This is a genomic window from Lutispora sp. (assembly GCF_041687175.1).
Lineage (GTDB): Bacteria > Bacillota > Clostridia > Lutisporales > Lutisporaceae > Lutispora.
This window is the reverse complement of sequence record NZ_JAWLCK010000064.1, coordinates 1-15,571: the sequence shown is the minus strand read 5'-3', so window position 1 is coordinate 15,571 and position 15,571 is coordinate 1. Positions and strand designations below refer to the sequence as shown.

Annotated in this window: 12 protein-coding genes; all 12 read right to left on the bottom strand. The window is 35.1% G+C overall.

The window, feature by feature from the left end; translation table 11 throughout:
* Positions 1-93: 93 nt before the first annotated feature.
* Positions 94-948: a methyl-accepting chemotaxis protein gene (locus tag ACESM9_RS09890; RefSeq protein WP_372997797.1), complete on the bottom strand. Its 855-nt coding sequence runs from the start codon at positions 946-948 to the stop codon at positions 94-96.
* A gap of 331 nt (positions 949-1,279) precedes the next feature.
* Positions 1,280-2,893, bottom strand: a complete 1,614-nt coding sequence (locus ACESM9_RS09885; protein ID WP_372997795.1) for a DUF4173 domain-containing protein — start codon at positions 2,891-2,893, stop codon at positions 1,280-1,282.
* A gap of 2 nt (positions 2,894-2,895) precedes the next feature.
* Entirely contained in the window at positions 2,896-3,102 is a 207-nt protein-coding gene (locus ACESM9_RS09880) for a helix-turn-helix domain-containing protein (protein WP_372997793.1), read from the bottom strand.
* A 16-nt stretch (positions 3,103-3,118) separates the two neighbouring features.
* Complete coding sequence (locus ACESM9_RS09875; protein ID WP_372997791.1) at positions 3,119-3,568, bottom strand: DUF2975 domain-containing protein; 450 nt, start codon at positions 3,566-3,568, stop codon at positions 3,119-3,121.
* A gap of 427 nt (positions 3,569-3,995) precedes the next feature.
* Entirely contained in the window at positions 3,996-4,520 is a 525-nt protein-coding gene (locus tag ACESM9_RS09870; RefSeq protein WP_372997789.1) for a hypothetical protein, read from the bottom strand.
* A 107-nt stretch (positions 4,521-4,627) separates the two neighbouring features.
* Positions 4,628-5,002: a PH domain-containing protein gene (locus tag ACESM9_RS09865; RefSeq protein WP_372997787.1), complete on the bottom strand. Its 375-nt coding sequence runs from the start codon at positions 5,000-5,002 to the stop codon at positions 4,628-4,630.
* A 233-nt stretch (positions 5,003-5,235) separates the two neighbouring features.
* A complete protein-coding gene (helD, locus tag ACESM9_RS09860; protein WP_372997785.1) occupies positions 5,236-7,482 on the bottom strand; it encodes an RNA polymerase recycling motor HelD in 2,247 nt (748 codons plus the stop codon).
* A gap of 250 nt (positions 7,483-7,732) precedes the next feature.
* Positions 7,733-7,957, bottom strand: coding sequence for a DUF1858 domain-containing protein (locus ACESM9_RS09855; protein ID WP_372997783.1), 225 nt, complete (start codon positions 7,955-7,957; stop codon positions 7,733-7,735).
* A gap of 72 nt (positions 7,958-8,029) precedes the next feature.
* The gene (locus ACESM9_RS09850) at positions 8,030-9,388 is read right to left on the bottom strand and encodes a DUF2812 domain-containing protein (RefSeq protein ID WP_372997781.1); all 1,359 of its coding nucleotides are present in this window, start codon (positions 9,386-9,388) and stop codon (positions 8,030-8,032) included.
* A 59-nt stretch (positions 9,389-9,447) separates the two neighbouring features.
* On the bottom strand, positions 9,448-10,146 hold the full coding sequence (locus ACESM9_RS09845) for a M48 family metallopeptidase (protein ID WP_372997779.1): 699 nt from the start codon (positions 10,144-10,146) through the stop codon (positions 9,448-9,450).
* Between the two features lie 12 nt (positions 10,147-10,158).
* Positions 10,159-14,967: a RecQ family ATP-dependent DNA helicase gene (locus tag ACESM9_RS09840; protein ID WP_372997777.1), complete on the bottom strand. Its 4,809-nt coding sequence runs from the start codon at positions 14,965-14,967 to the stop codon at positions 10,159-10,161.
* Positions 14,968-15,308: 341 nt separating this feature from the next.
* Positions 15,309-15,571: hypothetical protein (locus tag ACESM9_RS09835; RefSeq protein WP_372997775.1), on the bottom strand; the 263-nt coding region annotated here is incomplete at its 5' end.

The following is a 15,571-nucleotide window of genomic DNA, read 5'->3' as shown; positions in this document are numbered from 1 at the left end:
AAACAATATAAAAGCCTATGATTGTTCCCGATCACAGGCTTTATCTACACGATTGCAAATCTATACTCTTGCTCTCAAATTTCGAGACTAATTCTACTCCGTCTTATTATCTATTGTGCCATTTTCAGAAATATTTGCTAACTCATTAGCCATCGTAGCGAAGCCCTGGCTGGTTTGTGCCATTGCTTGAATCGATTGTTCCTGGGTTTCTACTGTCTTATCAATAACTCCTATTTTTTCATTAACAAGAGAGATGGAGTCCTGTATTTTATCTAGTAATGTTTTAATATTCTTAACTGAGTCGGCGCTTTCAACAGCCAGCTTCCTGACTTCTTGTGCCACAACACCAAAACCCCTGCCTACTTCACCGACACGAGCTGATTCAATAGCAGCATTGAGTCCTAGCAGGTTTGTCTGGTTGGCCACATTTCGAATAAAAGCAACTATTTCATCAGTTTGTTTAATTGTATTCACTAGATCACCACTCAGTTGCCCAAGCTCTCTGCAAATACCAGCCAACTCTTGTGCCCCTGCCGCTATTTCTTCCATACTGGCGGTGAATTCTTCAGTGGATGTGGCTAAGTCATAAGAAATGGTCCTGATTTTTTCTTGTTTAGTAATAGCTTGAGTTGTGATAATACAACCAATTGTATCCTCACCTTCTTTTATAGGATGGGCACAGGCTATATATGGAATTCCAAAAGCTGACTGTTCTTTCGTAATCGTTGCGATAACCTTTTCACCTGACTTCATGCATTTTTCGCTTACTTGTCCTTTCATAGGTTCACCGGCTCTGACTCCAAGATCAAAAGATTGGCCAGGTACATAAGCTGTGTAGTAACCTTCTTTAATTACTGATATCCCTATATCTTCAATAACAATATCATTAAGATATGGAGCTACTTCAGTAAACAGTTGTAAGATTTCTTCTCCTGAATGCTGTTTCATAATTTTCGCCTCACTTATTTAATTTTGTATATTACCTTACTATGAACACAGTTTGCATATTTTATGTTCGAACAATATGGCAATTGAACGGGTAATTTATACAATATTCAAACTATTTATAAATTTCTACATACATGTCAATTTTCCTGCTTTTTTGACATAAATAACATTATGAAATATAAATTTTAAAAGCATAAAACTGATATATACAAAGGAGTAGTGATTTTCTAAATCAATACCTACCCAATATGCATATATTATTCATATAACAAAAAATGCACATAAAAAACCCTCTGCTGACATTGAATCAACAGAGGTTTTTTTATGAAATCTATTCATGAAAATCTGTAGTTTTTTGCCGGATTAGCATATTCTGCAGACTATCCCGGGACTGACCTAATGTGTTTGAACTCTGGCGCTTTTGAGCCTCAATATAGGTTCTTAGCTCTGCTTTCAATATCCTATCTTCGGTCTGAGCATAAACCTTTAATGCAGAGTCAACTCCCGCCGGACCTGATTGATATAGAATATCAACATCAAAGTCTTCCAATGTTCCTGAAAGATATCTATCAGCATTATATCTGGCAACAAAACCGTCTGGGTTAAGCAAGCTAAGAGCGCAAATCATCAAAGCAGCAGTAATGACCGAAAGCCTCATAATTGAAAATCGCCATTTTTGTAATGCTATCACGCCACCGAAAACAATAGTGAGAAAAACCATGAACATGCATGGCAACAACCTACGTATAGAAAGTCCATAAGCCCCAATATACAGTGCCATTTTGCTGAAAGCTGTTGCAATAAGCAGCAAAGTCAGCAATGAAAGCAGACAATTAAATATTTTTAAAATGGAGTTCTCTGCTTTAGGGTTTTTGCAAAGAAGGTTTGCCAGTATCAGTAAGGATAGATTGATGGCTGCAATCTGGCACAACTCAAAAAATCCACTACGGGCATATTCAGAATATATCTGCCATCCCTCTGGCCTCTGCCCCACAAATGCCGAGAAAAAGTAAGGCACTTGGCTTCCTATAAACACTAAATATAAACCGCATATCACACCAAGAGTTGTATAAACAGTTGTGGAGGTTAGTACACGCATGGATTGGGCAGTATATTCAAGACCCTCTTTTTTAAACGCTTGACAGTTTCTTTTGTGTGCACACCCCGCCACCAGTCCAAATATATATGCTGATATTGGTATTGCAAGAATTATATTAATTATTATATCCATAAACTGGTTTTGTACCCATAGATAATATTCATGGATTCCCCTTGCTATTCTGGAGAAACCACCACTGTCCGCTCTCATGAGCAATGGTAACACCATGCCCACAACCAACAATGCCAACAACAATCCCAGTGCAATGGATGAAACCTGCTTCCCCCAGCTTCTTTTTATATGCTTGGATGTAGATAGACTTTTAAATTGGCAGCCAAAGTTCTTAAAAGGTATACCGAACAAAGCGTTGATTCCATCAAGTATAAGGTAATTGCTTGTTTTGCCCAGTATTTGCTGTTCTGTGGCGCAAATAACATAGTAAACGGCTGAACAGAACAAAAACAAATTTCTCCATGGTTCCAACCCATTGTTTGCATAAAGTGAATAGCTGACTCCAGTAAGCAGAACCACTGCAAGCCAAAAATAACCAGTTCGGGGAATCTCCACTCCCTTTTTTATAAGATACATTGTAATTGCGAAGCAGTAGCCAATAGTAAATACCGTAACTCCCCACCCTTGCCATAATGAAAACATTATCCATCGGGCAAAGAAGAATCCCAATACAAGTGTAATTAAGGCAAAAATGCTATCCTTACGATCTGCTTCAAAGGGCTCTTTAATCTTATGCATAGGTTGTGCTCCTTCTGCTACAGCCTTAGATACATTATTTATAAATGATTCTTTATTATCAATTGAGAAACTCTCGTTCATGTTTCCTACCTCCATGTTTAGCCTTCCTTATATTCCAGAATATCGCCTGGCTGGCAATCAAGAGCTTTACATATTGCCTCCAGTGTAGAAAATCGTATTGCTTTAGCCTTACCGGTCTTCAGTATGGAGAGATTGGCCTGACTTATACCAATTCTTTCAGCCAGTTCGCCTGATGACATTTTCCTCTTTGCCATCATTACATCCAAATTCACTATAATTGGCATATCAATCCTTCCCCCTTCATATGGTGTATTCCGACTCGTTTTTTAGTTCCACTGCCTGGGCAATTATATTTTTGATAACACGCACAATCAGTCCCATAAATGCGGCAGCAACAGCCACAAATATCCAAGGAAAGTAATATGGCGTTGAGGCAAAGCATATAATTGCTCCTGCGAAGCAGCACCAGGAAATCCGTCTCAGGTACTCCACATTAGCTGAAATAAATACCTCCTCATGCTCAATACTATGCAGCAAGCGATAAAGACAATATAGCAACACCGCTGCCGGAATGCTTCCAGAATAGATGGTTGATAGGAAGAAATTCTCCTTTCCGACTAAATCAGCTCGTGAGAAATCCAGAAACCTGTTTACAATCCATGGTGCCGATAAAGCAATACCAATTAGCATAGCTGAGAATGCCAGAACGCAAAACTTACTTAGAGTAATGGATTTTTTATCATTCCACATAGAATCATCCTCCAAAATGTAATGGTAAATTCTCTTTTATTGATTGTAGTATAGCATATGCTTTATTGAATTACAATATTATTTTATCGTTTATCGATATTATTTTTATGTTTATTATTATATTTTTTATGTTTTTTATAATACTTAGAAAAGCATCGGTTAATTGTAAAGCGAGATGACACTTTATAAAACGAAATGCAATTAAGGGTTGAAAGATGTATTTTCAAAATAATGAGAACCAAGTCGGCTCAAAGCCTCTTGGTTCTCATTATCAGTTGTCACTTTAGTTAAAATATAGGTTTTGTTCTTGAATTAATTAAAATGCTTCCAATATGCAAGTATTATTTCCTCAATATCCGAATCTTCCGTAATTGCGCTATTTGTCACAACCCTATCTGATTTATCAAAATCGAAAATCATAACAGCTTCATTCCCCTGCGTGGAACCAACCTTCTAATACTTCATTACTATGTCTGCTTATAGCTTCCTTGAATTTTGGTTTGTACACTTCAAATGCAGTCTTTGCATTATCACCGACCTTGATACCTAGATCGGTTTGGAAATTGGGACTTGCAGATACAACTCTTATAACTTTTCCTGATGTTTTTCCAAAGCTTACTACTATACCTTTTTCATAACTCCAAATAACTATATCCTCACCTATAATTCCTCCGTTATCTATTTCAATAGATTCGGTGTAATCATTGCCTAGTACACTGATAACTTTCTGGGGAGAATCTCCAAGAGATACCCCTCCTAAGCCAAGACCTGTTACAAAGTTGTTTTGATTTGGAGCTTCTGTGCTTATTGAGTCTGCAGGTGCAGATACTCCTTTATCATTGGTATCTATTGGATTAGTTGATTCCTTTGAATCACTATATTTGAATAATTGAGAAGCCAAGCACAGTAACAATGCAACGACCACAATAGGAATTAATATCTTTTTTCTCACTAATTTTGCCTCCTTTTATATGCTTATATAAAATTAGACTCTATAATAAAAAATTTGTTCAAAAAAACCCCTTGCAAATTAAGGGGTTTTTTGAACAAATTAAGCCATTATTTCTTTAATAAGGCATTTGCAATAAGCTTATCAAATTTCCTTATGTCCACGCCCTTTTGTAAATTAATCTTGATATGTCCTGCTCTTGTCCATAGCTCTACTTCAGCATTAAGATCCAAAAACTTTCCAGCATTCTCTGTAGACCACATATTTATGGATGAATAGGGTAAAGAGTATATTTCCACTTTCTTACCAGTAATACCTTGGGCATCTCTCACTATCAGTCTTTTGTTTGTAAATATTGCACTGTCTCTAAATGTTTTATAAGCAGCAACTGCTTCTTCACCTTCTACTAGCAGATCCTGCACATCATTTGGTATAGGACATTCAGCTACAAATGTCCATGTAAGAATATTGGCTATTTCTGCCACGATACCACCTCCTAACTCTCAAAAATATTATACTCTTTCATATGATATCCATTTATTCTCCTTCTATTTCATATCCCTTTTTAGCAAATTCCTCTTTTATCTTATCCAATGTTGCATTTTTCATAGCTACACTTTATGCTATGTTTTAATACTATATCATCCAGGCGTTTACAGAAATAATCACGCTTTTCAATCTAAATCTATATTTTTTAAAATACTAATATTTATGACGTTTATAAGTGTAGCCGTGCATGCTCCAATAACGGCGTACATACTCCCGAAAAGTATACACATAACACATGCAGTGCTCTGGTGCACGCAGTGTAAAGCAGTAGTCTTTCCTCTTCACAGCAGTAATTCCCATTTCCAGCATTATAGATAAGCACCACATCGAATTCAAGGCCTTTAGCAAGATAAGCCGGTATTACCACAGCATCATTCATATATTCTTCATCCTCACTGATTATGGCCTTGACTTGAAGTTTATCCTTTAAGTAATCATATACTTCATTTGCTTCCTTTTTAGTTCTTGTTATAATACCAATGGATTTATATCCTTTATCCTTGTACACTTTTATATCTTCACAAATTCTTTTTTTAATGTCCTCCTCTTTACTAAAACCAAGTACTATAGGTTTGTCTCCAGATCTTTCAACGAATTCTTCAGTAGCTTCCCTCTTCAGAATCATTCTCGTAAATTTTGCGATCTCCATTGTGGATCTATAGCTTTTCGTTAAATTCATGATACATGTATTATGTTTAGGAAAAATGTGGGAAATATTATTGTAATCACCAACATTCATATATGGGTTTATAGACTGATTGAGATCGCCCAGCATAGTTATGTTTGCATGGCTAAATAGCTGATAGAAAACTTCATATTGAAGTAGCGTATAGTCCTGTGCTTCATCTATGATTACATATTTTATTTCCGATGTTCCAGGCAGATCTCCCAAAGCTCCCTTGAGATATAACAATGGAATCTGATCCTCATAGTAAAGCTGTCCTGCATTGAGATTTTCCAGAGTATACTTTTTAATCTCATCTATCATACCTTCACTTTTAGAATTTCCACAAAAAAACTCCAGCTCTTCAATAAACTCCTTATAGATATCAACTAAATCAAACTTGCTGATCCTTTCTACTTCAGCATAGATATCCTTCATTTCATCCCTTACACGAGATTTAGCACTTCTACTTATTTCTGCTTTACTCATATAGGAACCAGTATTGATAAGTTCACTGGAAACTTCTTTTATTCTTTCCTCTTCGTAGGGTTTCAGTAGGAATAAAACTCTTTCCCCTATCTTTTCTAACCTCTTTTTTAATGGAAGCTTGAAATAATCTTTGTAATAAAGTTCCTTCAGCTCATCAGCGGAGATTATCATTTTATCTCTAAAAAATATATCATTATAGTTTCTTTCTTTAACTTCAATATATGCCGCATACTTCTTCAACATTTCTGCAAATTCAATGGATGACTTGAACCTTATATTATTTATTCTCTTGCCATAGCCTGATTTATTCTTTGACCCCAGAATATACTCCATCATATCATAGTAGTCTTCCTTTTTAAGTCCGTGGCCTAAGGCTTTATGCATGTATTCCTTGAATGTGGTCTGGAGCATATTCTCCTCTCCAAGTTGGGGCAACACATTTGATATATAATCATTAAAAATCTGATTAGGTGAAAATATTATTATATTTTCCGGTGCTATCTTATCACGATGCTTATAAAGCAAATATGCTACCCTATGAAGTGCGATTGATGTTTTTCCACTACCTGCAGGACCTTGCACAATCAAATTCTTATAATCCTCGTTTCGTATTACTTTATTCTGTTCTCGTTGAATGCTGGTTACAATAGTCTTCATTTTGCTATCGGTGCTTTTGCCCAGTACTTCCTGAAGTATTTCATCATCAATCTTTAGATTGCAGTCAAACATATATTCCAATTTACCATTAGATATTTTGTACTGCCTTTTTAATGTTACTTTGCCGCTAATAATTCCTTCAGGACATTTATAACTTGCCTCACCGATTTCATAATCATAAAACATGCTAGAAACAGGAGCTCGCCAGTCATATACAAGAATATCATAGTTGTCATTTATCAAGTTAGCCATTCCTATATAGTATTTTTCAGCCCTCTCATTTCCATCTTCAACAAAATCTATTCTTCCGAAGTAGGGTGACATAATTATCTTCTCATATTTTTCTTCCAGCTTCTTTGTAAAGCTATAGGTCCTTTTTTGAGTTTTCATCATATTGATGTATGCCATAAAATCTACAATCTGTTCCAAGTTATTTTCTATAGAAACAGATCCTATATCCTTCCATAACTCCCTCTGTGTCTCTATATTTTCCTTTCTAATTCTTTCACTAGATTCACGCTTTTCATCAAGCTGCTTAAGGGCTTCTTTTAACACTATCTCCAGCCATTTAATTTCCTCGATCCATTCATAGTTGTTTATGTTCATTAAATGCCCTCCCAAAAAATATAATTAATTTTTATTAACTATGTTGACATTGCCTTAAATATAGTATATAATTAAAGTAGGGGTATTGTTTATATACGCTATATTTCAGCAAAATTATTTTTATAATACCACCTTTTTATTGGTTATGTCAATGGTAAATGAATTTGGTCTTATATTTTTAGTATGCTAAAAGCCTGTGATACAAGTCACAGGCTTTTATATGTCCAATAATATAATATTGTAATAGAAGTTATTTTATATCGTATCCCTTTTTAGCAAATTCCTCTTTTATTTTATCCATAGATATATTCTTCATAGCTGCACCTTTTGAAATGGTCATAAATCGACCTGCAGTATTTAGCATCCCAGGATTTGTGATGCTTTCAAACCCTAAGCTCTTCATTATCTCAATAACATCAGGGTTTTCAGTACATATCTCGTATACACTTTTTGTTATATCTATTTGCTTTCTCATTTAACCACCTTCTCTATAGAATTATTAGTATGTGCCATAATAAACTTTATTATTAGCCTTTAAATTGTGCTACTAAAAGAATTTACTGAAGATCAATTCTCTTGTTTGTCTATCATCAAAATCTATGTCACCGGAAATATGCACCACAGTATCTCCTTTTTGAACTATAATTTCATCCCTGTCCTCTGTCAGTACCAGGTTATCCACATTCCATAAAACCCTCATCTCATCGTCCTTGATAATAGTTTTTGAAAATAGATACTTGCCTTTCACCTTAATTCCCTTTTCTAATTCTTCCTTTATTCCATTAAATATTATGTCAGCAAAATATCTATTTATTGCTTTATAGTATTTAATTCGCATACTCTCTGGATTACCAATTATATTTCTAGTTTCCCGGTAATCATAATGTTTAGGTATAACGGGACTCATGCCAGGGTTGAAGTCCCTAATTCCTAATCTGCCTTTTTCTGAACCCTCCAATAGCTCTTCCATTGTAACTATTGGATAATCCTCGGGTATAGAGTCTTGTCTATAGATATTACTAACAAACATATCTTCAAACAATGAATTAGCTATAAATAGAAAAACAACAACAATAATGACTGCAATGGTCACATATAGTATACTGTCCTCTTCTTTAGCAGCCTTTTTCTTAATAAAATATCTAAGGCTAAACCCAACAATGAAACCAAAAACCGGGCCCAGAATAGATAGTCCTACAATTTGAGGTTTATAAAGTGCATCACCTAAAAGTGAAAGTATGAGTATAATTCCAATAATCAATACCGGAACATGGAATGCTATTATGCGCCTTCGGGCACTTTTCAGAGAAGGCTTTTCTATAGGTAATCCCTTTTTGATATTTCTTCTTGCCTTTAGCACTCTGATTAAGCCATAGATAGTATAAGTTAACATGAAAACACACAGCATTGGAAAAAATATTGTTCCAGTCGCACCTGTAAAACTTAGAAGTCCTTTATAACTTATAGGAAAAAACCTAGTCAGCCCCATGACTGCAACTATGGAGGCTAAAAACATACCTACCATTTCATTTCTCCATAAGGTACTCTCAACAATTCTATGTTCATAGGCATCGTCAGTTTGAATAGGAGCAGGATCCACATCACTATCTGCATAGAAAAACTGCAGATAGTTCTGGGATGTTATAAAAGTCCAACCTAACTTCTCACACTGCTTTCTATATTCCTGTGCTTCTATAGTATTTTCCGGTGTAAAGGGTCCACCTTTTTTAAACACATCTACGCAGAATTTCAACTTCTTAGGCTCTATAGCTCTGAACTTGGCCGTTAGCACTCCAACCTTCTCTAACATCCATCCCTTCTCAGCCATTTCTTCCAAATATGTTTCCATCGCTTTATAATCAAGGGAAAAGAATCCCCAAAACACCCTCTTAGTTTTTTTTAGCATTATTTCACCTTCTCCCCAAAGATACTGCTTCTAATCTGTGATTATTTGCTATCATGGCTCTATGCCAGAGAACCTATTGATTTCAACTCTTCTCTAATTTCCTTCCAGTCAGGCAGGTATTGATCCATAAATGCATAAAATCTTTTATTATGATATCTTTCAAGCAGATGTACCATCTCGTGAACTACTATATATTCCAGACACTTAGGATTCTTTTTGGCTAATTCAAGGTTGATCCAGATTCGCTTTGCAGCAGTATTGCAGGTACCCCATTTGGTTTTCATAAGCTTAACTCCAAAGGAGTTTACTTTTACACCCATTACCTGCTCCCACTTGTCAATGAGCTTAGGAATCTCCTCTTTAAGTTTGCTTCGGTACCATTCAATCATTACTTTCTCCCGTTGTTCCCGGGTACTATCCTCTCTAATATATAAATCCATTTGATTGTTGTGTATCTCTACTTTTTGCTTTTTATTGGTGTATATAACATTTAATAAATATGCTCTGCCCTGAAAATAATGTTTTTCTCCCGTAACATATTCTTTTTGAGGCTGTATCTCTAGATTCTGATACTTTGCCCGTTGCTTTTTTATCCAACCTAACTTAGAAACTGCAAACTTCCAAATGTCTTCGTCCTTCATCTTTTTAGGTGCAGTGATTCGCACCCATCCGTCAGGTTTGTGTACAGATATATACATATTCTTGATACTTTTTTTGATTACTTGGATCTCTATGTCTTCTATTCTAATGTTTTTCATATTAATACTCCATTAGTCATGTATTCTTTCAAAGCAAACCTCTGGCAATATGACTTTTATTTCACGTTCAAAATTTTCTTTTCTCCAGTAAATTATAAATCTAATTCTTGCTGTTTTCAGCACATAGTTACTTTGCTTCAAAGTCTTGACTTTCTTTTTAAACTGTTTTGAGAACTTAAGTAGCGGCTGCCCTTTTGAATTGCAGCAACAGTATCCATCAATGTAAAGTTGGTCACCGCTGTTAACCTCTGAAATCAGATGTTGAAATGGCAAAAAAGAGTCTAACCATAAATCCCTGAAGCCCAATTGCATAGTCAATTCAACAGGAGGCGTATAAGATTTTGAGTCATAATTATACACTAGGCTTTCTGTTTTAATATTATCAAGATAGCTTCCATTATAGTGTATGGTAAGATTTTGTTTTGCCCTTGTCATAGCAACATAAAGTAGACGCCTTGCTTCATCTGTTTCACAGTTAAACTGATCTAGCATGAGAAAAACATTATCAAACTCTCGACCTTTAGCTTTATGTATTGTTGAAATAAATACTGTTTCTCTATTTTCACCAAAGAAATCCTCCAAATTTGATTCGCGAATGAATATTTCCAAATCTGAAACATATTTGCTTTTTGTGTTAGTCATTTCAAAATCTTTTATCATGTTCATGCACAAATCAAAATTTAAACTCTTATCAAACTTCTCCTTCAAATTTCGTTTTGCTTTATCCCACATATCATCACTAATAGTATAAACTCCCTTTGAAATGTTTAATTGGTCGAGAAAGAACCTGACTTCCTCAAGATTATATAAATTGAATCCATCGTTGGACTGAATTGGCTTGGCCTGAATTTTATTCTTTGATAGCAATCCAGCAATCTGCATAGCTTCTTCGTTAGTCTTAGTCAAAACACAGGTGCTTCCAGATAGGTCTTCCGATAGTATGTCATTTACTGTAGGATTGATTAGATTGCAGCTTTTGTACTTTACAATTTTTATTTTCCCGTTTTCATTCTGCATTGCTATAATAGGTGTTTTCTTTAAACGATGGGAAATCTTTGATGCAAACTGATTTGCCAAATCAACTATATTACTTTTACTTCTATAGTTTTCAACCATCTCATACATTGTTGCCTTTTTTTCATTTATGAGCTTCTCCATATATATAGAACTTGACCCTCGGAATTCAAAAATGTTCTGATCATCATCACCTACTGCAATTACACGCATTTCTTCATTAAACTCCATCAAGGTATTTATTAAGTCAAATTCATCAGCATCCATATCCTGAGCTTCATCAATTACTAATACAGTTTTTGTTATTCTGCCTACATCAATATCTCCATTCTTAATCCTCTTTATTGCTTCCCTTATCACTTCTGCCGACATTTCAATAGTGCCGACCTTTCCCATTAAATCAAAACAATAGGAATGAAAGGTTTTGATTTCTATGAAGTTTGAAGCATTTCCAATAAGCCTCAGCAAGCGTTTCTTAAACTCGGTGGCTGCAGATCTTGAAAAGGTAACCATAAGCATTTGCTCATGCTTTACATCCTCCATAAGATACAGCGAAGCCAGCTTGTGAGCCAGAATTCTGGTCTTTCCGCTTCCAGGCCCTGCAGCTACAACAATATGTTTTGATTCACTATCATTGATTACTTTCAGTTGTGTCAGTGAAAGCTCTCCAAAAAGTTGCTTGAACTTGGAAGGTGTTATATTCCTTTTGATTTCATTTTGTCGGCTACCCTTAAAATACTTATTCAAAAAAGAGTTATAGTTCAACTGAAAATAATCATCTACAAACTGGAGTGCGCCCTTGTAGTCATCGATCATTTTTCTAGCATATTCTCCAACAATATGTATCTGTTGTACTTTGTTTATATAGAATTGATTCAGTTTCTGATAATCCTCTATCTTATATCTTTTTTTATTGTCCTTTTCAATACGCTCTATGGTAAGGGCATTATAAACAACTAAAAAACCACCCTCAATTTTCAGTGCCTCTATTTTTGATAGATAAAACAAGGCATCTTCAATATCTTCAAGAGATACCTTAGCACTTAAAAGAGTCAGTCTGCTTTCAAACTCCTGTTTTATGGCTAACTCCGAAAACTCTACTAAAACTTCCTCTTTACTTTCATTATTACCAGCTTTTTGTGTTTTGCTTATTTCATAAAGGTATTCTATAATGAACTGAGCCAACTCATAACGTTTAGTCAACTTATCTTCAAGTTCTTCCTTTTTGTGTAGACAGATAACCTGTATGTGATTTCTTGAACGATCTAGTGTCTGCTTCTTTATCCAGTTTTTTATAGCCCAGAAGTTTAGAATTGTTTTTATCTTATATGGATTTACATCTTGGCACCCGTATTTTTCCGCCAGCTCATTCAACTCTTTTATGTGGAAAATTTTCTCTTCATTTTCTATAATAGTAAGCAGAAAGCTCTCTATCTGCCAGAAAGATTTAAGTATGCTTAATGAGTGGTTTTTATTATCCTTGCTTCTTATAAATGCAGTTAAATCCTTGGTGTCAGCTAAAATCTTTTCCTCCCGAAGTAGATTGACTATCTTTATTACTTCTTCCTTAACAATTCCCAAATGGTCTGAAATGTAATCAATTCTTGACTCAGCTTCTTCATCACTCAAATGCTTTCTGCTTTTGCTGGAAAAAAGCTTTTTTATTATCCTTACTGCTTTTTCCCTCTGCTTATCCTGAAACTTATCAGACATGTTAATCTTTTCTATTGCTTCCTTTACATTTTTTGAAAGAATACTGTTTGCAAATACTCTAACCATATTCTGGCCTCTTTTCAAATATCCAGCTTCTTCCAAAGCTGCAATAGCCGTCGTTACCCTGTTTTCAATCTCAGCTACACTATCATCCCAACCAGCCTTACGGGCAATCTCAAGAGCGGATTGGGATGCTTTTAGCCGAAACTTGGTGATTTCTTTAATAGCTTTCCATATCTGTTGGATTTCCTTGATGCTAAGCTTTGTTTGATTAAGAAGTATAAAATGCTTGTTCAAATCTTCATCATTAAAAAGTACATAACAGTCTGCAAATATAGTTTCATCCCGGCCTGCCCTTCCAGCCTCCTGTATGTAGTTTTCAAGGGAATCTGATATTTCATAGTGAATAACCATTCCCACATCTTTCTTATCCACTCCCATTCCAAAAGCAGATGTTGCTACCATTATCTGAATCTCGCCCTTTAAGAAGGCATCCTGATTCATAGCCTTTTCCTGCTTGTCCATTTTCCCATGATAAGGCTTTGCAGTATAACCATCCTTAGTTAATCTATTTGCTAATGAATATGTTTTTCCAGTACGGGATACATAAATAATTGTCGGGCATCTTTTACTATCAATCAAATCTCTCATGGTATTGTATTTTTCTTCTTCGCTTTCTCTTTTAAATACTCTATACCTCAGATTAGTTCTTGATGCACTTGTGCAATACAGTTCGAGTTCAAGAGACAGTTTATCCTTAAAGTAGTTCCGTATATCCTCAACAACTTTTTGCTTTGCTGTGGCAGTGAAACATGAAACTGGGATACCCTCTTCTAAATTCTTTTTTTCTTGAATGGATTTTATAAAATCCCCTATGTACAGATAATCTACTCTAAAATCATGTCCCCATGCTGATAGACAGTGAGCTTCATCAATAACAAACCTGACTATATTTCTCCCTAGAAGCAGGTGTTCAATTGTCCTTGAACGCAAAGATTCTGGTGAAATATATAGTATTGATGTTGAACCATCCTCTACTCTTTCAAAGGATTTTGCCCTTTCTATCGGATCAAGCAATCCATTTATAGCAACAGCATCCGTAATTCCCATCTTTTCTAGATTATCAACCTGATCTTTCATCAGAGACTGCAAAGGAGAAATTACTACTGTTAGTCCTTTTGAACTTACACCGCTCATTAAGGCAGGAATCTGAAAAGTAATGGATTTTCCACCTCCAGTAGGAAACACAGCCAAAAGTGACTTGTTATCTACAGCTGCTCTCACAGCTTTTTCCTGCAAAGGTTCACCTGCATATGTCCTGTAGGAGTCATATCCAAAGTACCTTTTTAGGGCTTTGTGTATATCAAAAGCTTCATTGCAATATTTACACCCTCTAACGCATGGCTTACCTCGCAGCAAGAACATGATACTCTCAATTGCTGGAAAACTCTTTAACACCCATGGTGGCGTAATGGAATACTTATGATTCACATTTATTAAAGCCAAGCAATAGGCTAATTCAACTGGATGCAAAGAAATAACATCTCTTAGATTTGCATTCTCGCATATATGATTATAGAACCTTATTCGAATTGCCTGTTCTATATCCGTTACCTTATCATTATATCCTAGAAAGCCAAAGAAAGCGGAAAACTCTTTTTTATCTTTTAATAAAAAATAAAAAATCCTCTTTAGCTCGGTGTCTAACTGTTGAAAAGCTGTAATCTCGTCAAAAAAAAGATCTCTAGACTTGATTGAGTCGTTCAGCGGGTTGTTTATATCCTCTGTCTGTAGCTTATCATCCTTGACCAGAGAATGATATGGTTTGGCTGGAAACAAAAGGGGAGAGAGATATAATGTATCAATCAGATTAGAGATATTAATACCAGCGTCAGTAATTGAGTTTTTAATATATTTTAAATCATGATTAAAAATATTATGACCACAAACATAATCTGAACCACATAGAAATTTAGTGAAATCATGAACATAACTGGAGTGAAATAAACTTCCATCTCCTTTAACGCTACCGATATCAAGAATCTTGCCACTATTTGCATCAATTTCGGTATCAATAAAAGCGATAGACTTCATATACTTATCCTCCCAAAATTCCATAGGTAATCTCAACAAAATAATCATTCTAATGCTGAATTAGAAGTAAATTATAGCATTTTTTGTAATATCGTGCAATGCCGTCAAAATATAATGGATGTTCAAGAGTCTATAACCTGCCTTTTACTACTTTTTTATTTCTCACAATAGAAGATAGCATACTAGAAAATCACATCTGAATACATGACATATGATTGCGGGTTCAAAGAACAAATCTAAAATAGGACATTAATAAAGAATGTATAAGCAAAATAACTAAATTACATGAAATAACAACCATACTAGCAGCAAAGTCATAGCGTCATGGTTGTTATTATTCTTTAGCTATTAAGACTATTATTTTGCTTTTTCCAATACCAATTATAGTACAAGTTCAGGTTTAATCTCTTCTTTTCAACCTTTGAAATACTATCCGATAGTATTTTATATAGTTCCTGCTCTGATTGCTTTGCTAATCTCGTAATTTCAATTTTATCCTCATCAAACTTGGCTTGGTCAGCCAGCTTCAGCAGCTGTCCTTCTATATCATCCCTTTTGGCTATAAAGGATGAAAGATCAGATATTTCTCCATTCAGCACTTTTC

What these genes read in the sequence shown, in the direction of transcription:
- ACESM9_RS09890 (WP_372997797.1), bottom strand. Translation starts at nt 948, where the DNA reads ATGAAACAGCATTCAGGAGAAGAAATCTTACAACTGTTTACTGAAGTA.
- ACESM9_RS09880 (WP_372997793.1), bottom strand. Translation starts at nt 3,102, where the DNA reads ATGCCAATTATAGTGAATTTGGATGTAATGATGGCAAAGAGGAAAATG.
- ACESM9_RS09855 (WP_372997783.1), bottom strand. Translation starts at nt 7,957, where the DNA reads ATGAGAAAGCAAATAGATATAACAAAAAGTGTATACGAGATATGTACT.
- ACESM9_RS09845 (WP_372997779.1), bottom strand. Translation starts at nt 10,146, where the DNA reads ATGAAAAACATTAGAATAGAAGACATAGAGATCCAAGTAATCAAAAAA.
- helD (WP_372997785.1), bottom strand. Translation starts at nt 7,482, where the DNA reads ATGAACATAAACAACTATGAATGGATCGAGGAAATTAAATGGCTGGAG.
- ACESM9_RS09840 (WP_372997777.1), bottom strand. Translation starts at nt 14,967, where the DNA reads ATGAAGTCTATCGCTTTTATTGATACCGAAATTGATGCAAATAGTGGC.
- ACESM9_RS09850 (WP_372997781.1), bottom strand. Translation starts at nt 9,388, where the DNA reads ATGCTAAAAAAAACTAAGAGGGTGTTTTGGGGATTCTTTTCCCTTGAT.
- ACESM9_RS09875 (WP_372997791.1), bottom strand. Translation starts at nt 3,568, where the DNA reads ATGTGGAATGATAAAAAATCCATTACTCTAAGTAAGTTTTGCGTTCTG.
- ACESM9_RS09885 (WP_372997795.1), bottom strand. Translation starts at nt 2,893, where the DNA reads ATGGAGGTAGGAAACATGAACGAGAGTTTCTCAATTGATAATAAAGAA.